This window comes from Bradyrhizobium denitrificans (assembly GCF_013179005.1).
Lineage (GTDB): Bacteria > Pseudomonadota > Alphaproteobacteria > Rhizobiales > Xanthobacteraceae > Bradyrhizobium > Bradyrhizobium denitrificans.
On the sequence record NZ_JABFDP010000026.1, the window covers coordinates 1 to 18,693 of the forward strand.

The 18,693-nt window shown below is 65.0% G+C and carries 19 protein-coding genes and 1 tRNA gene; 13 read left to right on the forward strand and 7 right to left on the reverse strand.

Annotated elements, in window-relative coordinates; translation table 11 throughout:
* Positions 1 to 86: 86 nt before the first annotated feature.
* The 5 genes from HL671_RS27065 to HL671_RS27085 all read right to left on the reverse strand — a co-directional run bounded on the left by HL671_RS27065 (position 87) and on the right by HL671_RS27085 (position 4,191).
* A complete protein-coding gene (locus HL671_RS27065; RefSeq protein WP_172240404.1) occupies positions 87 to 1,166 on the reverse strand; it encodes a nucleotidyl transferase AbiEii/AbiGii toxin family protein in 1,080 nt (359 codons plus the stop codon).
* Entirely contained in the window at positions 1,163 to 2,008 is an 846-nt protein-coding gene (locus HL671_RS27070) for a DUF6088 family protein (RefSeq protein ID WP_172240407.1), read from the reverse strand. The genes HL671_RS27065 and HL671_RS27070 overlap by 4 nt, the downstream gene beginning before the upstream one ends.
* 100 nt (positions 2,009 to 2,108) lie before the next feature.
* Positions 2,109 to 3,239 (reverse strand): RHE_PE00001 family protein, encoded by a 1,131-nt coding sequence (locus HL671_RS27075; RefSeq protein ID WP_417903710.1) that lies wholly within the window; start codon positions 3,237 to 3,239, stop codon positions 2,109 to 2,111.
* A 254-nt stretch (positions 3,240 to 3,493) separates the two neighbouring features.
* Complete coding sequence (locus HL671_RS27080; protein ID WP_172240413.1) at positions 3,494 to 3,928, reverse strand: type II toxin-antitoxin system PemK/MazF family toxin; 435 nt, start codon at positions 3,926 to 3,928, stop codon at positions 3,494 to 3,496.
* On the reverse strand, positions 3,925 to 4,191 hold the full coding sequence (locus tag HL671_RS27085; RefSeq protein WP_172240416.1) for a type II toxin-antitoxin system prevent-host-death family antitoxin: 267 nt from the start codon (positions 4,189 to 4,191) through the stop codon (positions 3,925 to 3,927). Before HL671_RS27085 ends, HL671_RS27080 begins: the two co-directional genes overlap by 4 nt.
* Before the next feature lie 90 nt (positions 4,192 to 4,281).
* Here HL671_RS27085 and HL671_RS27090 point away from each other — a divergent pair, with 90 nt between their 5' ends.
* From HL671_RS27090 to repB, 4 genes are all read left to right on the forward strand, one after another.
* Complete coding sequence (locus HL671_RS27090; RefSeq protein ID WP_172240419.1) at positions 4,282 to 5,373, forward strand: hypothetical protein; 1,092 nt, start codon at positions 4,282 to 4,284, stop codon at positions 5,371 to 5,373.
* A 10-nt stretch (positions 5,374 to 5,383) separates the two neighbouring features.
* The gene (locus tag HL671_RS27095) at positions 5,384 to 6,559 is read left to right on the forward strand and encodes a site-specific integrase (RefSeq protein WP_172240422.1); all 1,176 of its coding nucleotides are present in this window, start codon (positions 5,384 to 5,386) and stop codon (positions 6,557 to 6,559) included.
* A 218-nt stretch (positions 6,560 to 6,777) separates the two neighbouring features.
* Positions 6,778 to 7,980, forward strand: coding sequence for a plasmid partitioning protein RepA (repA, locus tag HL671_RS27100; RefSeq protein ID WP_172240425.1), 1,203 nt, complete (start codon positions 6,778 to 6,780; stop codon positions 7,978 to 7,980).
* Positions 7,977 to 8,900 carry a plasmid partitioning protein RepB gene (gene repB, locus HL671_RS27105; RefSeq protein ID WP_470287773.1) on the forward strand — a complete coding sequence of 308 codons (924 nt, stop codon included), beginning with the start codon at positions 7,977 to 7,979 and terminating at the stop codon, positions 8,898 to 8,900. The genes repA and repB overlap by 4 nt, the downstream gene beginning before the upstream one ends.
* 152 nt (positions 8,901 to 9,052) lie before the next feature.
* Here repB and HL671_RS27115 read toward each other — a convergent pair.
* Positions 9,053 to 9,128: transfer RNA gene (locus HL671_RS27115), tRNA-Ala, on the reverse strand.
* Positions 9,129 to 9,209: 81 nt separating this feature from the next.
* On the reverse strand, positions 9,210 to 9,614 hold the full coding sequence (locus HL671_RS27120) for a TIGR02300 family protein (RefSeq protein WP_011942629.1): 405 nt from the start codon (positions 9,612 to 9,614) through the stop codon (positions 9,210 to 9,212).
* 150 nt (positions 9,615 to 9,764) lie between these two features.
* On the opposite strand from HL671_RS27120, the gene aroA reads away from it, so the two are divergent.
* The 9 genes from aroA (at position 9,765) to trpA (ending at position 18,651) form a co-directional block, all read left to right on the forward strand.
* Entirely contained in the window at positions 9,765 to 11,102 is a 1,338-nt protein-coding gene (gene aroA / locus HL671_RS27125) for a 3-phosphoshikimate 1-carboxyvinyltransferase (RefSeq protein ID WP_172240428.1), read from the forward strand.
* On the forward strand, positions 11,099 to 11,737 hold the full coding sequence (gene cmk, locus HL671_RS27130; RefSeq protein WP_011942627.1) for a (d)CMP kinase: 639 nt from the start codon (positions 11,099 to 11,101) through the stop codon (positions 11,735 to 11,737). Before aroA ends, cmk begins: the two co-directional genes overlap by 4 nt.
* 250 nt (positions 11,738 to 11,987) lie before the next feature.
* Positions 11,988 to 13,697: a 30S ribosomal protein S1 gene (gene rpsA / locus HL671_RS27135; protein ID WP_011942626.1), complete on the forward strand. Its 1,710-nt coding sequence runs from the start codon at positions 11,988 to 11,990 to the stop codon at positions 13,695 to 13,697.
* A 230-nt stretch (positions 13,698 to 13,927) separates the two neighbouring features.
* Positions 13,928 to 14,908, forward strand: a complete 981-nt coding sequence (gene sppA, locus HL671_RS27140) for a signal peptide peptidase SppA (protein WP_011942625.1) — start codon at positions 13,928 to 13,930, stop codon at positions 14,906 to 14,908.
* Positions 14,909 to 15,077: 169 nt separating this feature from the next.
* Entirely contained in the window at positions 15,078 to 15,389 is a 312-nt protein-coding gene (locus HL671_RS27145; protein ID WP_011942624.1) for an integration host factor subunit beta, read from the forward strand.
* 78 nt (positions 15,390 to 15,467) lie between these two features.
* A complete protein-coding gene (locus HL671_RS27150; protein WP_011942623.1) occupies positions 15,468 to 15,860 on the forward strand; it encodes a lipopolysaccharide assembly protein LapA domain-containing protein in 393 nt (130 codons plus the stop codon).
* 78 nt (positions 15,861 to 15,938) lie between these two features.
* Positions 15,939 to 16,598 (forward strand): phosphoribosylanthranilate isomerase, encoded by a 660-nt coding sequence (locus HL671_RS27155; protein WP_011942622.1) that lies wholly within the window; start codon positions 15,939 to 15,941, stop codon positions 16,596 to 16,598.
* Entirely contained in the window at positions 16,595 to 17,818 is a 1,224-nt protein-coding gene (gene trpB, locus HL671_RS27160; protein ID WP_172240431.1) for a tryptophan synthase subunit beta, read from the forward strand. The genes HL671_RS27155 and trpB overlap by 4 nt, the downstream gene beginning before the upstream one ends.
* Positions 17,815 to 18,651: a tryptophan synthase subunit alpha gene (trpA, locus tag HL671_RS27165; protein WP_011942620.1), complete on the forward strand. Its 837-nt coding sequence runs from the start codon at positions 17,815 to 17,817 to the stop codon at positions 18,649 to 18,651. The genes trpB and trpA overlap by 4 nt, the downstream gene beginning before the upstream one ends.
* The last annotated feature ends 42 nt before the right edge of the window (positions 18,652 to 18,693 follow it).

Genomic DNA, 18,693 nt, shown 5'->3' on the forward strand with positions numbered 1-18,693 from the left:
TCCACGGCAACGGTCCCGCCGAAAGGCGGGGCCGTTTCTGCGTGAGCCGAGATGGACGCACCGAAGGCTGGCTCCCTCCAACTGCTTCATCGCGCCGCCCCGCTTTCGCTCGCGCCGTTCTCGTTTAGACGCGTCTCGAGCGAGCTGATGCTGTCGAGCACGGCCTCGAAATCCGGCGGGTCGCCGAAGATCATGCCTTGCATGGCCCTGTAGTCGAGGCGCAACTGCTCGATCATCGCGTCATGGGGGGCGAGCGCGAACGAGCCCGGCGCAGCACTCGCGAGATCGAAGTCCGGTCGATTGAAGAACATCCGGGCGTGCGCGACGCAGTCCGCGCCGAGCGCCGTCTCGGCGATGGCGGCTTCGCCGACCGGGTCCCCGGCGAGCAGGTGCAAGTCATAGTAATGACGGGACACGCGTTGGCCGCCCCCGCGCAGCTCGCCGCGCTTGTCGAACCAGCGTCGCAACCCGTGGAGGATGACAACCTTGTCCCAGAAGGTGCGTTCGGGATCGACCGTGCGCACGGCCGGGACGGTCAAATCGAGCGCCGGTAGATCATCGTCAACATAGGGTTTGATCGGCACTTCGCTGTTCGGGTCGAGCGCGGATTTCGCGCCAGACTCGATCTTAATCGCCGCCCGCACGTAATCCGATCGCGGCGTCGCTGCGGGATACCAGATCAGCAGGGTCTGTCCGTCGGGATCGGCGTCGTCGGTTTCAACCCGTGCCGACCCCACATCGAGGCCACTGGCCTGGAGCCGGTCCTGTAGGATCAGGGTCAACTCAGCGCGCAGCGGGCCGTTGATATAGGCTTGGCAGGCGTCCTTGATCGCATCGAGGCGCGCGCGACGCTTGTTCCCGCTCAGCGCGTTAAGCTCCTCGATCGTAGCCGGCTCGCCGATGTCGTCCCGAAACACCGTCACATCGATGTCTTCGGAGAAGCGGTTGATCAGACCGAACCCCTTGGACAAGGAGGTTCCGCCCTTGAAAAGTAGGCGCGGTCCTCCCTCTTTCAGGCCATTGAACAAGGCATCCAGCGTCCAGCAGACCCAGAAGTCCTTCTCGATATTCTGTGATGTCGTGCCGAGGCGTAGCGCCGTCGTATCGAAGGCGCTCAACATCGTGTCCGACCCGGCGGCGAGAACCTCATCGAAAGCCGGGTTCATGCCTTCGCCCTCCGGGTTGCGCCGCGCTTGGCGGCTCGTTTCTTCTGGGTGGAGAGCGGTTTCGGCTTCAGTCTGGCGATGGCCGCGTGATGCTGATCATCGTCACCGTCCCTCCTTCTTTGTCGAAGACGATCATGATCTGCACCCACATGATCAGCATCATCAGCATGATCGTCGTCGATGTGCCGACGAACGTCGTGATCGCTTTCGATGAGCGACTTGAGAAACACCCGCATCCATGTCGGAAGAGCTGACATACCGGCAGTGAGATCGGCTCTGAGCGACGGCCCCGCCGTGGGATCCTCGAAAAGCTTGGCGAGCTTGCGTTTGACCTGATCGCTCTCGCCTTCACGAACCAAGAGATCGCGCAGCCAGTGAAGCGCCTGGACGAGGCGCATTCCCGGTCGCCCGGCCCAGAACAGCTTGCTGGCCGCGGTCGGACGAAAAGTGATCGTTACGTTACCCAGTCGGATCGCGCGGCGACGGGCGTCGGTATGCACCACGATTTTGGCCGGGACGGCGTCAGTCAGGCCCAGATCGTTCGCCGCGGTCATTCCGTCGACAAGCATCCGCGTTTGGTCGCGTCGTCCAACGGCGTCGATGACCGAGCGCGGATCGGGCGGGTTGGGTTTTTGGGTGAGCTTGTTGAAGCCAGGCTGATCGTAGAGCCCGCGATCGATTCGCCTGAGGGTTTCGGCCTTCGTCAGGCGCTGCAATGCCTTATCGACGGCGTCCCGCGAGCCGAGATCCACGAAATCACTGGGCGTCCAGACCTTACGCGGTGCGTCCGCACGGATGCGGTCGAGCATGGCTGTCTTCAGATCGAGGTGGGCGTTATTCATGTCCGAAACTTGTATACTTGTTTCGGACAGATTGCAAATCGGATGTCCGAAATACATATACAAATTTCGGACAAATTTGATCCAACCAGGGCGCGGCTTTTCAGAGAATTCCCCACGCCCGATAGCGACCCCGCCCCGTCGCCTCGCGCAAGCCGAGCTCGGCCACCAGGTCCTGGGCCGCGCGCGGTGTGATCTTCAGCTCCGCCGCGATCATGCCGGCCGAGGCAATGGGCCGCGTCAGCACGTAGTCGAGTAATGCCGGCAGTTTTGAGGTGGTGCGGCGACCGACAAGCTTGCGGGCGAGCAGCGTGCGCTGGTTAAGCCAGCGATCATGATCCTTGAGGCCGGCCGTGGCGGCCGCCGTGATAGCCTCCAACTGGATCACCAGCCGTGCCGCCGGGTCGAGTGGCCGCCGCCGTTCGCGCGGGATGGTCTTCAGCCCGGCATGCAGGCAGGCCAGATGTGTCCGGGTCTTGCCGCGTGCACGCAGCACCGCGCTGGCGAGCAGGCGGCCGAGCCACGGCGTGTGCTGCAACGGTTCGACCCGGTCCCAGGCATCGGCTGTGATCGCCGCCGCCAGCGCCGGCGGCAATTCGCGAGTCTGATCGACGACACGCTGCCAATCCTCGATCCTGGCGTCCTCATCCCAGTCGAGATCGTAGACCAGCGGATCGCGCTCGCCCTGGCGCAGGGTTTCTCCCGCGAGGCTGCGCTCGGTTCGTGCCACGGCCGCGTCGATGGCGGCGAAAGCATCCGCGAACAGCGCGTCGGGAGCATCGTCCGGAGCCGTGTCGACGAACTCTTCATCGTCGGCGAGTTCGCTACTCTCGCCAGCGATAGATCCATTCCTTTTCCGGTTGGCCTCCCCGCCACGGCCGCGCAGGCTATCGAGGCCAGCCGGCGACAGCGCCCAATCCGGTTTGGCACCAGCGATGCGGCGCCGTGTGCGCAGCACGGCCCGAGCCCGGGTCAGCTCGTGGGTGGGGCTGCGGATATCCATGCTGGCGTCGTGGAGAACCAGATCTTCGAGGTGGACGAGCTCACCTTCGAGCCACAGACTGGCGCAGGCATCGGTGAAGTGGGTGCGCGCGACCCAGCCATCGCGGATCGGGCTCTTTGCCAGACGCTCGTCGAGGCGGGCGAGGGCATCTTCGGCCGCGGCGAGCGGGCCGGCGAGCTGGGCCCAGGGCAGCGGATCGGGGATCTGGTAGCCGGATGACAAGGGCTTGATAACCTTAACAGGAATCGGTCAAACGGAAGCTAACACGGCGTTTGCTTCCGTCATAGCAAGGTCCGGCCCACGACGTGTGTCACTATCGATAACCACCCCTTATCGATAGTGTTGGACACCGAATCGCAAATCAGCGATTCTCAGCGTCCTCAGCCCGGCAAATCACGCCCGCCGGGCCTCAGATCGACGCGAGGACGCCGCCGCTGCCAGCCCCCTGCCCTCTTCCGGACGCCTTCGGCCGCCCCCGGCGGCCGTTACTTGGTGCGCGGCACCCGGCGCAGACGGCCGGCCTTGGCGAAATCCCGCAGCTTCTCCCGCGCCGCCGTCGCCAGCTTCGGCGGCAGCGGCCCGTACCAGATGCTCGGCGGTGTCTGGCGGCCGGCGGCGCGCAGGTCCGGGCCCGGCCAGGCGAAGACGTTGGCCTCGTTGCAGACGATCCAGGATCGCTGCGCATCGAGGCCGAGACGGGCCTTGGTCACGGCCGGGATCTCGATCGCGGTCGCCGGGTCGGCCGGCGGGCTGTGCGTCACCGGCACCACGATCGCGACAATGCGGTCGCCGTCGCGGCGGGTCGCGGCGACCAGCGCGCAGGGCCGGTTCTTGATCCCCTCCTCCGCGCCGCGCCGGTGTTCGTCGGCCCACAGGTAACTGTAGCTGAGGAGCCAGCCGACCTTCGGCTCAAGGCTCACTTCGCCTCGAGCTCGGCGTTCAGGTGCTCATATCCCGGCGCCATCTCGCTCGCCTCGAGGGCGGCGATGTCCTCTTCGGTCAGGTCCTCGGCCTTGACGGCGCGCCGATCGCGGGCGCTGAGCCGCTCGTATTCGTCATACGACAGGACCACATTGCGCGGCCGGCCGTGCTTGGTGATCAGGACGGGCTGGCTGAGGGAGCGGTCGAGCGCCTCGCCGACGCGGTCCTGGAATTCGCTGGCGCTGATCGTGACTGTGGCCATGAGAAATCTCCGTTTCCGCCAAAATAGCGATTTTCGGGATTTATTTCAAGAACCGACTACGCGAGCCCTTAGCGGCAGCCAGGATCTCCGATGACGTCTTCAGCTACGCGTCTTCCCGACGCCGCCTCCCTTGCAGTTCTCGACCGCCTCGACCCGGCCTCGGTCGACCAGGAGCTGGTCTCTGCCCTCGCCGCGGCCTTTGTGGGCTTCGATTTCAGCCTAGCCCGCATCGACGACGACAACTGGCGTGACACCCGCACGGTGATTCGCCCAGACGGGACACGCGTCGGCGAGTTGAAACCATGGATGACGGCCGAGCTCGCCAAAGACGGCGGCGACGTCAAGGCAGTCTGGGCGCGCCTCAAGGAAACCGATCTGCAGATCACCGAGTGGCGCGGAAATAGCGCGTTCGTCTTCGCGCCGACTGGAGCCGGCGCGGCCGACTACATCCAGATCGCGCTCGGTCGCGAGATCGAGTGGCGCGCGGGCCCGATCGTCAACCCGGACTACCGGCCCTGGGGTGAGCAGGAATTGCTCGACCCGAGCTGGCCCCGCCGGGATCCCCTGCCCGACACGGACCGACTCGTCGGCCCCATCTACCGCCTCCTCGACCGAGCCGGCGGCGCGTTTATTCATGTCCGCAGCTTCCTCGATCGCTGCGGTCGCATCGAGCGCGAGAAGCGCGAGGCCAAGCGCCCCGAGATGGAGCGGCGCGTCGTCCGGGAGACCGGGCCGCGCGGGGCGACGCGCGAAACCCCGTTCCTTGAATTGGTCCCGGACTATTTCGAGTTCGTGCCGCGCGAGCTGCGCTTTTTCCGGGACTGGGAAGAATCAAGCGCCGGATCGCAGCGCGTCTTCGTGCACTGGGCGCTCGATGCGCGGGATTATACCTATAAGGACGAGCGTGAGGTCGGCTTCATTCCCCGGCCGCTGCGCCCGCCGCAAGAGCGTCTGTTGATGACGCCGGAGACCTCAGTCCACCAGCTCATGGACCGGATTGAGACTGTCGACCGGGAAATTGACTTGTCGTTCGGCTGGTTCTTCCTGATGACCCACGGCCATTGGGTCGAGCCCGATGTCGGTCTCGCGATCGCGGAGGGTCTCAAGGCGCAGCGGGTTCGTCTACCCGATCGTGACGCCGCCGTGCTGCTCCGCTGGGCCGACCGAACGTATGGCTTTTGACGGTAGGGCGATGGACGACATCACCGCCCGCGCGCTGGTCTCCGACCCCGAAACTCGCCGTGCTCTCCAGCTCGATGCACTTGCCTCGATCCTGCCGATGGAGCGGCGCGACCGGCTTGCCGAACTCCTGACTGACGAGGATGTGGCCACCCTGAAGCATCTCGCCCGGGAAGGCATGGGCGAGAATACGCTACGCGCATTGGCGTCCGACCTGGCCTACCTCGAAACCTGGGCGATGGCGGCGACCGGCGAGCCCCTACCCTGGCCGGCATCGGAGAGTTTGGCCCTGAAATTCGTGGCGCACCATTTGTGGGATCCAGCCAGGCGCGAGGCCGATTCACGGCACGGCATGCCGGCTGACGTGACGGCGGCACTTCGGGCGGCCGACGTGCTGCGAGCCGCGGGGCCGCATGCGCCGTCAACCGTCAAGCGCCGACTAGCGAGCTGGGGGGCGTTGCATCGTTGGAAAGGGCAGGAGGGTCCGTTCGCCTCGCCGAGTCTTCGGTCGGCGTTGAGGCTGGCGGTCCGCGCCTCCGGCCGTCCGCGCAAACGGAAGAGCAAGCGCGCGGTCACCCGCGATGTCTTGGATCGCCTGCTGCAAACCTGCTCGTCGGACCGACTCGCTGACACCCGCGATCTGGCGATTCTGCTGCTGGCGTTCGCCTCCGGCGGTCGCCGCAGGAGCGAGGTCGCTCGACTTCGGGTCGAGCAGTTAACCGACGAGCCAGGCGTTCCGCTTGATCCCCGTGACCCGAACTCTCCGATCCTGCCTTGTGTCTCGATCCAGCTTGGGCGCACCAAGACCGGCGACGCCGACGACGAGGGTAGGGTGTTCCTGGTCGGCCCGCCGGTTGAGTCGCTCCGCGAGTGGCTGGAGCGATCCGCCATCCAGAAGGGGCCGGTGTTTCGCGCGATCGATCGATGGGAGGCGCTCGAAGAATGCGCGCTAACGCCGCAGTCGATCAACCTGATCGTCAAACGGCGGTGCGCGATGGCCGAGCTCGACCCCAGCGAGTTCGCTGCGCATGGCCTGCGGTCAGGGTATCTGACCGAGGCTGCCCGGCAGGGCGTGGCGCTCCAAGAGGCGATGCAGCAGTCGCAGCATCGATCTGTTCAGCAGGCGGCCGGCTATTACAACGAGGTGGACCGTGCGCAGGGTAGGGCTGCGCGCCTTCTGCTGGGGTGAGCGCGGACGTTCGGATGCCGAAAAATGTTGTCTGCGGACAACATGGCGTATCTCGGTTCGGATGTTGTCTGCTGACAACAAATCAGCCTGCTTCATCGCTGAAAGCGGGCGTCAACTTCTCGTTAACCCTTAAATTCTTGCAGCGACTCGGGAATCGTGTCTTCTCTTGAGACGGACAATAGCCGTCTGACGCAGAGAAACCGTTTTGAGCCCGGAAAATGAGTATCGCTGAAGTAGAACATGAGACGGCAAGCGCCCGAATCACTCGGCATGCGGGGGTTCTATCGGGCCAGCTCCGGTCCCTTGGCACAACGCTCTTTCCTCCGGCGGCGAACAAATCACTCCGCTCTTTCACCTCCGGCGAAGTCGCAAAGATCGTGCGCGTGTCAGACGGGTATCTCAGGCAGCTCTCGCTAGATGGCCTTGGCCCGATTCCTTCGATCGGTCATGGGGGGCGCCGTTCCTACACCTTGGCGCAGATCAATGAGCTTCGGGCATACCTCGCCGAAGCGCGTCCCAGGGAGCGGCTGGAGTTCTTCCCGCGGCGGCGGCAGGGCGAGAAACTCCAGGTGATCACCGTCGCCAACTTCAAGGGCGGGTCAGCCAAGACGACGACCGCTCTCTATCTCTCCCAGTATCTCGCGCTTGCCGGATTTCGGGTGCTCGCCCTCGATCTCGATCCCCAGGCGTCACTTTCCGCCATGTACGGCTATCAGCCGGAATTCGATATCGGGCAGAACGAAACGATTTACGGGGCCATACGCTACGACGACCAGCGTCGGCCGATGCGAGAGATCGTTCGCCCGACCTATTTCGATGGAATTGGCCTAGTGCCGGGCAATCTCGAACTGATGGAGTTCGAGCACCACACGCCGCGAGCCATGATCGAGCGTCGCGAGCGCGGCCATGACCTTTTCTTTCGTCGCTTGGCGACGGCGATCGACCAAGTCGCCGACGATTACGACGTCGTCGTAATCGACTGTCCGCCGCAACTTGGCTACCTCACCATGGGAGCGCTCAACGCCGCTACCGCCATGCTCGTGACGATCCATCCCCAAATGGTCGACGTCGCGTCCATGAGCCAATTCCTCCTTATGACGTCGGACCTCATGTCCGTGATTGAGGAGGCGGGCGGACGCCTCGACCATGACTTCATTCGCTATGTCATCACGCGCCACGATCCGAACGACGTTCCGGAGGCGCAGATCGTCGCGTTGCTGCGGAACCTGTTCGGATCGGATGTGCTGCAGGCGACGGTGTGGAAATCGACCGCGATCGCCAACGCCGGCCTGACCAAACAATCGCTCTACGAACTCGATCGCGGATCCGTCGGGCGAGGAGCTTATGACCGCGCGCTCGAGTCGGTCGATGCCGTCAACGCCGAGATCACGCAACTGATGAACAAGGTGTGGGAGCGATGAGCAAACGCACTGACACGATCAAGAGCCTGTTCACCGCCCCTCATACGGCGCCGTTGTCCGCTGACAACAATGCGCCCCCGCCGGCGCGCGTCTCGGCCGGCGCCGTACGGTCCCTGAAGGATTCCTTCTCGGAGGTTGAAAAGGAAAACCAGGCGCTGCGTGACAAGCTCGCCGCCGGCGTGACGATCATCGAGGTCGACCCGTGGCTGGTCGATCCGTCCCCGGTGGCTGATCGCTTTCGCGACGATGACGCCAACGCCGACGAGGTTCTCAAGCAATCGATCGCTCAAAGAGGACAGGAAGTCCCGATCCTCATGCGCGAGAATCCAATCAAGCCCGGGCGGTTTCAAAGCGCCTATGGCCATCGCCGCGTTCGCATCACCCGGGAGCTCGGCATTCTCGTCAAAGCGATCCTCAAACCGCTTTCGGACGAAGAGCTCGTAATCGCGCAGGGCCTCGAGAATGGCCCGCGCGAGGATTTGAGTTTTATCGAGCGCGCGATGTTCGCTATGCACATCGAAGATGCCGGTCATAAGCGATCAGTGGTTCAAGATGCGCTCGCCATCGATCGGGCGGAGGCGTCAAAACTGATCGCCGTTGCAAAGGCAATCCCGCAGGACATCGTCACCGCAATCGGCAAGGCTCCGAAAATCGGACGCGGCCGTTGGCAAACAATACCAGACCAATGTCCACGGCATGAATTTGGACGTGTGGGCCGAGCGGCCGGCGTTGTGATCTTTGAGGCGCTGCCTCAGGTCGGCGGTTGCGCCGACATATTCCTGGTCGGGAAAGGTTACGCTACGGATGATGTAGACGTACCACATGCGAAGGTGCTCGCCGCGAAGGACCTCGAGTGGGCATTTTGCATGTGGTCATCAAGTCTGTCAGCCCGGCTGCGTTCGCACGGAATCAGGGCGTAGCCAAAGGGATAGCGCGATTTGGGAGATAACGAACCTGGAAAAGGTAGCGAGCCTGTTGAAGCCCGGCTTCGCCAAGAGGCTTCGCCGGGCACCAAGCTTCGCCCTTCGGGCTCCGTCGTGGCTGCGCCACGCGTAGCCCGAAGGGCGAAGCGTGGTGGAGCCAGGCGGGATCGAACCGCCGACCTCTTGCATGCCATGCAAGCGCTCTCCCAGCTGAGCTATGGCCCCTGAACCGAACCGGCGGTCTGGGCGACCGCCGGGGAGCACCGTGAACCACAGTTCGCGGACGATCTCAAGTGTCTTGATCGATTATTCTTCGTCGCCGCCCACATCGCCGATGATGTCGGTGACATCCTCGTCGCCTTCTTCCTCGTCGGCGATGAAGGTGGAATCATCATCCTCGTCGTCGTCGAGGGTCTCGTCGATCTCGATGTCGTCCTCGGTCTCGGGCACGACGGCCTTGACCTTGCCGGTGTTCTCCTCGGCATCGGCCTCCTCGAGCGGCACCAACTCCTCGGCCTCGGCGGGCTCAACCACGTCGGCGGCCGCGGCAGCGCGAGCAGCCTCGCCGCGCATGGCCCGGGTCGGCGCCACCGGCGCGATCGGCACGACCTCGCCGGTGTAGGGCGAAATCACCGGGTTCTTGTTGAGGTCATAGAACTTTTTGCCCGTCGTCGGGCAAATGCGTTTGGTTCCGAGCTCGGATTTGGCCACGTGCAGGCGTCCTGGCAATGTCTGAAAAGCGGTGTCTCACTTGGCTAGTTGCCGCGCCGCTGTCAATAGCGCTTTCAACCGGAAATCACGGCCCGTGACGGGCGCGGGCCCCTGTGATACCTGCCGGCTTCGAACCAGAAGGACCCCGCCGTGAGCGCGCCAGCCGCCCCGATCCCCCTCGAATCTCGCGCCTCAGGGCCGCTCTCGGGCACCTTGCGCGTGCCCGGCGACAAATCGATCTCGCACCGGGCGCTGATCCTGGGGGCGCTGTCGGTGGGCGAGACGCGGATTTCCGGGCTGCTCGAGGGCGAGGATGTCCTCAACACCGCGCAAGCGATGCGGGCGCTCGGCGCGAAAGTCGAACGTCACGGCGACTTCGCCTGGACGGTGCACGGCGTCGGCGTCGGCGGCTTTGCCCAGCCGGCGGCGACGCTCGATTTCGGCAACTCCGGCACCGGCTGCCGGCTGGTCATGGGCGCCGTGGCCGGCTGCCCGATCACCGCGGTGTTCGACGGCGATGCCTCGCTGCGCAGCCGCCCGATGCGTCGCATCCTCGATCCGCTGGAGCTGATCGGCGCCAAGGTGACCGCCAGCGCCGAGGGCGGCAAGCTTCCGTTAACCCTGCAGGGCGCCAGCAACCCGGTGCCGGTCGTGTATCGGACGCCGGTGGCCTCGGCCCAGATCAAATCGGCCGTGCTGCTGGCTGGCCTGGCGGCGCCCGGCGTCACCACCGTGATCGAGCAGGAGGCCAGCCGCGACCATACCGAGCTGATGCTGAAGCATTTCGGCGCCGAGATCGTCACCACCCCGGAAGGGACCCATGGCCGCCGCATCGCGCTCACCGGACAGCCGGAGCTGCACGGCGCGCCGGTCATCGTCCCGGCCGATCCGTCCTCGGCCGCGTTCCCGCTGGTCGCCGCCCTGATCGTCAACGGCTCGGATCTCGTGCTGTCGGATGTCATGACCAATCCGCTGCGCACCGGCCTGTTCGCGACCTTGCGCGAGATGGGCGCCTCGATCGAAGAGGACGATGTCCGCGGCGATGCCGGCGAGCCGATGGCCCGCTTGCGCGTGCGGGCCTCGAAGCTGCGCGGCGTCGAGGTTCCGCCGGAGCGGGCGCCGTCGATGATCGACGAATATCTCGTCCTGGCGGTGGCCGCTGCTTATGCCGAGGGCACGACCATCATGCGCGGCCTGCACGAGCTTCGCGTCAAGGAATCCGACCGGCTCGAGGCCACTGCAGCCATGCTGCGCGTCAACGGCGTCAAGGTCGAGATCTCCGATGACGATCTGATCGTCGAGGGCCGCGGCCACGTGCCGGGCGGCGGGCTGGTCGCGACCCATATGGACCACCGCATCGCGATGTCCGCTCTGGTGATGGGGCTCGCGTCGGACAAGCCGGTCAAGGTCGACGACACCGCCTTCATCGCCACCAGCTTTCCGGACTTTGTTCCGCTGATGTGCAAGGCAGGGGCGGATTTCGTATGATCATCGCCATCGACGGCCCGGCGGCCTCGGGTAAGGGCACCATGGCCAAGCGCCTCGCAGCGCATTACGGCCTCAGGCATCTGGATACGGGCGTGATCTATCGCGCCGTTGCGCATGCAATGCTGGCCGCCGGCATCGACCTGAAGGATGAGGCCCGGGCGGCGGAGGTCGCGATGACCCTGGACCCGTCGACCTTCGACAATCCGGCGCTCCGGTCCCACGACGTCGGGTCCGCCGCCTCCGTGGTGTCGGCGCTGCCGCGGGTGCGCGAGGCGCTGGTGGCTTTCCAGCGCCAGTTCGCCAGCGCGCCGCCGGGCGCCGTGCTCGACGGCCGTGACATTGGAACCGTGATCTGCCCGGACGCCGAGGTGAAGATCTACGTGGTGGCCGATCCGCGCATCCGGGCGCATCGGCGTACCCTCGAGGCGCGGTCCCGCGGCGAGCCGGCGGACGAGGCGGCCATTCTGGCCGACATCCTGGCGCGCGACGAACGCGACCAGAACCGGGCCGTCGCCCCTTTGAAACAAGCCCCGGATGCTTACTTGCTTGATAACTCCCATTTGGATATAGAAGGCGGCGTCCGGGCCGCCATCGATATCGTCGAGGCCGTTCGAGCGGGCCGCCAGCGGGTCTGATTTCCGTCGGCGTCATTGGAGGAACCGCCCGCTCCCGCCCTTGACCATCGATAGCTCGATTGCGGTTCAATCGAGCCCGATCATCCGGACGAAGCTTCATACGTATCGCATGTGCAGGCATTGCCGGCCCGCGTCGAGGCGCTCTCAGCGCACCGCGCGGACGTCTGGGGATTTGTGGACCTCCAGGCACTGTCCATCCGATGCGCCGATCAACCCCAAGCTGGCGAGAATGTCCGCATCTGGAGAACCAATGGCTTCGAGTATCTCTGCTAATTCCTACAATCCCAGCCGCGATGATTTTGCCGCGATGCTGGATGAGTCCTTCACGAAGGGCAACCTTCAGGAAAGCTCCGTCGTCAAGGGCAAGGTCGTTGCGATCGAGAAGGACATGGCCGTCATCGACGTCGGCCTGAAGACCGAAGGCCGCGTGGCGCTGCGTGAATTTTCCGGTCCCGGCCGCGACAGCGAGCTGAAGGTCGGCGACGAGGTCGAAGTGTTCCTCGACCGCATCGAGAACGCGCTCGGCGAAGCCGTGCTGTCGCGCGACAAGGCCCGCCGCGAAGAGAGCTGGGGCAAGCTCGAGAAGGCGTTCCAGAACAACGAGAAGGTCAACGGGGTCATCTTCAACCAGGTCAAGGGCGGCTTCACCGTCGACCTGGACGGCGCCGTGGCGTTCCTGCCGCGCTCGCAGGTCGACATCCGTCCGATCCGCGACGTCGCGCCGCTGATGAACAATTCGCAGCCGTTCCAGATCCTCAAGATGGACCGTCGCCGCGGCAACATCGTCGTGTCGCGCCGGACCGTGCTGGAAGAGACCCGCGCCGAGCAGCGCCAGGAGCTGGTGCAGAACCTCGAAGAGGGTCAGGTGATCGACGGCGTCGTCAAGAACATCACCGATTACGGTGCGTTCGTCGACCTCGGCGGCATCGATGGCCTGCTGCACGTCACCGACATTGCCTGGCGCCGTGTCAACCACCCGACCGAGGTGCTTTCGATCGGTCAGACCGTCAAGGTCAAGATCATCAAGATCAACCACGAGACGCACCGCATCTCGCTGGGCATGAAGCAGCTGCTGGACGATCCGTGGCAGGGCATCGAGGCGAAGTACCCGCTGCAGGCCCGCTTCCACGGCCGTGTCACCAACATCACCGACTACGGCGCGTTCGTCGAGCTCGAGCCGGGCATCGAAGGCCTGATCCACGTTTCCGAGATGTCGTGGACCAAGAAGAACATGCACCCCGGCAAGATCGTCTCGACCTCGCAGGAGGTCGAAGTGCAGGTGCTCGAGGTCGATAGCGTCAAGCGCCGCATCTCGCTCGGCCTCAAGCAGACCATGCGCAATCCGTGGGAGGTCTTCGTCGAGAAGCACCCGACGGGTTCGGTGGTCGAGGGCGAGGTCAAGAACAAGACCGAGTTCGGCCTGTTCCTGGGTCTCGAAGGCGACGTCGACGGCATGGTCCACCTGTCGGATCTCGACTGGAAGCTGCCGGGCGAGCAGGTCATCGACAACTACAAGAAGGGCGACATGGTCAAGGCCGTGGTGCTCGACGTCGATGTGGAGAAGGAGCGCATCTCGCTCGGCATCAAGCAGCTCGAAGGCGATCCCTTCGCCGAGCCGGGCGATGTCAAGAAGGGTGCAGTCGTCACCTGCGAAGTGCTCGACGTCAAGGACGGCGGCATCGACGTCAAGATCGTCGGCACCGAGTTCTCGACCTTCATCAAGCGCTCCGAGCTGGCGCGCGATCGCAATGACCAGCGCTCCGAGCGGTTCGCCGTCGGTGAGAAGGTCGATGCCCGCGTGATCCAGTTCGACAAGAAGGCCCGCAAGGTCCAGGTGTCGATCAAGGCGCTGGAAGTCGCGGAAGAGAAGGAAGCCATCGCGCAGTACGGCTCGTCCGATTCGGGCGCCACGCTGGGCGACATCCTGGGCACCGCGCTCAAGAACCGCGACGCGAAGTAAGCCTTCGATCGCCGTCATCAGATCAAAGCCCCGGCTTCGGCCGGGGCTTTTTTTATCCGCCCCTCCGGCTCTCTCCGCCGGCTGGCGATGTGCTGGCCGTGTCTTGGCGGGCCTGTGGCGGTCTCTTGGCGGGCCTTCCTTTCTTCAAAATGCGCCGTGATTGATGTAATCGGATAACGAGATATTCAGGCTGCGGCTGCAAAACGCGCCCAGATTTCCAGGAGCTGTCCATGTCGCTTGATTCGGATGTGATCGTCGATCGCCGCAGGCTGCGCCGCAAACTGACCTTCTGGCGCGTCGTCGCGGTGCTGATCGCGATCGCAGCGCTGTCCGCCATCGGTCTTGCGATGTCGCCGCGCGGCCGCACCGCGCTCTCGACGTCAGGCTCGATCGCCCGCGTCAACATCGAAGGCCTGATCCGCAGCGACCACGAGCGCGTCGAGGCGCTGGAGCGGCTGGAGAACTCATCGGCCGAGGCCGTGATCGTTCACATCAATTCGCCGGGCGGAACCACTGCCGGCTCCGAACAGCTCTACGATTCCCTGGTGCGGCTGAAGGCGAAGAAGCCGCTGGTCGTGGTCGTCGAAGGGCTCGCCGCGTCCGGCGGCTATATCGGCGCGATCGCCGCGGACCACATCGTCGCGCAGCAGAGCTCGCTGGTCGGCTCGATCGGCGTGCTGTTCCAATATCCGAATGTCAGCGAATTGTTGAAGACGATCGGCGTCAAGGTCGAAGAGGTGAAGTCCTCGCCGCTGAAGGCGGCGCCGAACGGCTATGAACCGACCAGCCCGGAAGCGCGCGCCGCGCTCGACGCCCTGGTCAAGGATTCCTACGCCTGGTTCCGCGGCCTCGTGAAGGATCGCCGCGGGATGGATGACGCGCTGCTCGAGAAGGTGGCGGACGGCCGCGTCTTCACCGGCCGGCAGGCGATCGAACTCAAGCTGATCGACGAGCTCGGCGACGAGAAGACGGCGGTGGCCTGGCTCGTGGCCAACAAGAACGTCAAGAAGGATCTGCCGGTGCGCGACTACAAGCTCGTGCCGCGGTTCGGTGACTTGACCTTCCTGCGCACCGCGACCTCACTGGTGCTCAATGCCGTCGGCCTGTCCGGGATCGCGCATCAGATCGAGCAGGCCGGGGTCGTGCAGGCGGTCGACCGGCTGGGACTTGACGGCATGCTCGCATTGTGGACGCCGGCCGCGGGAAATTGAACCCGCCAAGACCTTCATGGTCACAAAGATCACGTCCTGCGTGTGCTGCGAGGAGGGTCGGGGATCGGGTCGCGCGCCCGATTCACGGCCTCGGCGAATGATTTAGCGTCTTGACAGTCCAGCATATTTTCACGGAAATGGGAGCTGTCTCCCCGGGTACATTTTCTCGATGATCAAATCCGAGCTTGTTCAGCGTATCGCCGAGCACAACCCGCACCTCTACCAGCGGGATGTCGAGAACATCGTCAATGCGATCCTTGATGAGATCGTGGCTGCGCTGGCGCGTGGTGATCGCGTCGAGCTGCGCGGCTTCGGTGCCTTCTCGGTCAAGCATCGGCCCGCACGCGCCGGGCGCAACCCGCGCACCGGCGCCCATGTACCCGTGGACCAGAAGAGCGTCCCGTTCTTCAAGACGGGCAAGGAAATGCGCGAGCGGCTGAACCGGGACAATCCCGCCGGCGCAGCCGACACCGACGATTGATCCCGTCTCGCGGCCGACCTGCGCGTCGTTTGCGGATGATTTCACGGCGAACCCAGCCTGATTGATACGAGCGAACGCATGCGAAGATTCCTCACCGTCGTGATCGTCGTTCCCTTGCTGGTGTTGTTCGTCGTCTTTGCCGTCGCGAACCGGCATTTCGTTACCGTCTCGTTCGACCCCTTCAACGCGGTCGACCCCGCTTTATCGGTCTCGATTCCGCTCTTCGCCCTGATCATCGCCGTTGCGATCCTGGGCGTCATTGCCGGTGGCTGCGCCACCTGGATCGGCCAGCGTCGATGGCGGCGTGCCGCCCGCCGGCACTTGGCCGATGCCGAAGCGGCACGGGCCCAAGTCGCGCAGCTGAGCGCCGCGGTGCGTGCCAACCAGGGCCCGTCACAATCCCTGGTTCCTGCCGCGCCGGCCCGGCTTTTCGCCCCTTATGGGCGAGACAAGCAGGGCGCCGCGTTGTAGAAGGCGGCCGAGGCCGGACGGCGATCGGAATCCGTCGGTCCAGGTAATCTTTTCCGTCCGGACGCGCGTTCTTCACAGATGTCCCTGCTCGTCAAAATCTGCGGCCTGACCACGCCCGAGACCCTCGGTGCCGCGCTCGACGCGGGGGCCGAGATGGTCGGCTTCGTGTTCTTTCCGCCGTCACCTCGTCACGTCGGCCTGACGGCCGCGCGAGAGCTCGGACAACAGGCGAAAGGGCGCGCGCTGAAGGTCGCGCTGACGGTCGATGCCGATGATGCGACCTTTGAGAACATCGTCGAGACCCTGCGTCCGGATCTGCTGCAGCTGCATGGTCGCGAGAGCGTTGCGCGCATCCGCGATCTCAAGCAGCGCTTCGGCTTGCCGGTCATGAAGGCGATTGCTGTCGCGACGACAGCAGATCTCGTGCCGCTGGCCGGCTACGCCGATGTCTGCGACCGTATCCTGTTCGATGCCCGTGCACCGAAGGATGCCACCCGTCCGGGCGGACTGGGCGCCACGTTCGACTGGCATGTCCTCGACGCCCTCGCGCTGGATCGCCCGTTCATGGTCTCCGGTGGCCTGAGCGCCGACAACGTCGCTGAGGCCGTGCGGATCACGCGCGCCGGCGGCGTCGACGTATCATCCGGCGTCGAGCGGGCGCCGGGCGTGAAGGATTGCGACATGATTCGGAATTTCATCCGCGCGGCGCGCGCCGCTGAAGAGTTGAGCGTTCAATGACGACAGCACGTCCAAATTCCTACCGCAGCGGTCCTGACGAGCGCGGGCATTTCGGCATCTTCGGCGGCCGCTTCGTGGCCGAAACCCTGATGCCGCTGATCCTGGATCTGGAAAAGGCCTATGCCGACGCCAAGGCCGATCCGGCGTTCCAGGCCGAGATGAACAGCTATCGGACGCATTATGTCGGCCGTCCGTCGCCGCTGTACTACGCCGAACGTCTGACCCAGCATCTCGGCGGCGCCAAGATCTATTTCAAGCGCGATGAGCTCAATCATACCGGCTCGCACAAGGTCAACAACGTGCTTGGCCAGATCATGCTGGCGCGCCGCATGGGCAAGCGGCGCATCATCGCGGAGACGGGTGCCGGCCAGCATGGCGTCGCCACCGCCACGCTGTGCGCCCGCTTCGGGCTGGATTGCGTGGTCTATATGGGCGCGGTCGACGTCGAACGTCAGCAGCCCAACGTGCTCCGCATGGAGATGCTCGGCGCCAAGGTGGTGCCGGTGCAGTCGGGTGCGCGCACGCTGAAGGACGCGATGAACGAGGCGCTGCGCGACTGGGTCACCAACGTCCACGACACGTTCTACTGCATCGGCACGGTCGCCGGTCCGCACCCTTATCCGATGATGGTGCGCGACTTCCAGTCGGTGATCGGCGACGAGACGCGGGTGCAGATGCAGGAGGCCGAAGGCCGGCTGCCGGATTCCCTGGTCGCCTGCATCGGCGGCGGCTCCAATGCGATGGGCCTGTTTCATCCCTTCCTCGACGATCCCTCCGTCGAGATCTTCGGCGTCGAAGCCGCAGGCCATGGCCTGACGCAGCTGCATGCCGCGTCGATCGCCGGCGGCCGTCCCGGCGTGCTGCACGGCAACCGCACCTATCTGCTGATGGACGAGGACGGCCAGATCGCCGAGGCGCATTCGATCTCGGCCGGCCTCGATTATCCCGGCATCGGCCCTGAGCATTCCTGGCTGTTCGAAGCCAAGCGCGTGACCTATCTCTCGGCCACCGATGACGAGGCGCTGGCGGCGTTCCAGCTGCTGTCGCGGCTGGAAGGCATCATCCCGGCGCTCGAACCGGCGCATGCCATCGCCAAGGTGATGGAGCTCGCGCCGAAGAAGCCGAAGGACCACCTGATGGTCGTCAATCTGTGCGGCCGCGGCGACAAGGACGTGCCGCAGGTCGGTGAGATCCTGCGAAAGAGGGCGAAAGAGTCGTGACCAGCCGAATGGATGCGCGCTTCGCGCAGTTGAAGAAGGAAGGCCGCTCGGCGTTCGTCACCTTCGTGATGGGTGGCGACCCCGACCCTGAAACCTCGCTCGCGATCGTCAAGGCGCTGCCGCAGGCGGGCGCCGACATCATCGAGATCGGCATGCCGTTCACCGATCCGATGGCCGACGGTCCGTCGATCCAGGCCGCCGGCCTGCGCGCGCTCAAGGCCGGCATGACCTTGAAGAAGACGCTGCAACTGGTGCGCAGCTTCCGTGAGGGTGACGCAGCGACGCCGATCGTGCTGATGGGCTACTACAACCCGATCTATATTTACGGCGTCGACAAGTTCCTCGACGACGCCAAGGCGGCCGGCGTCGACGGCCTGATCATCGTCGATCTGCCCCCGGAGGAAGACACCGAGCTGTGCATTCCCGCGCTGAAGGCCGGGCTCAACTTCATCCGGCTGGCAACGCCCACGACCGATGACAAGCGTCTGCCGGCCGTGCTCGCGAACACCTCCGGCTTCGTCTACTATGTCTCGATCACCGGCATCACCGGCGCGGCGGCGGCGGATTCGTCCGCCGTGGGCGCCGCGGTGGCGCGGATCAAGCGGCATACGGCGCTGCCCGTCTGCGTCGGCTTCGGCATCCGCACACCGGAGACCGCCCGCGCCATCGCGGCGAATGCCGATGGCGCCGTGGTGGGCACCGCTTTGGTCGACGCGCTCCGCGCCAGCCTTGATGCCGAGGGCCGGGCGACGCCGAAGACCGTGAGCGCCGTCGCCGATCTGGTTGCAGCCTTGGCCCAGGGCGTGCGCGGCGCGCAACAGGCCGCGGAATAGTCCGTCAACCACCCTATGACGGGGCGTCCCGGCCGGCTTGCC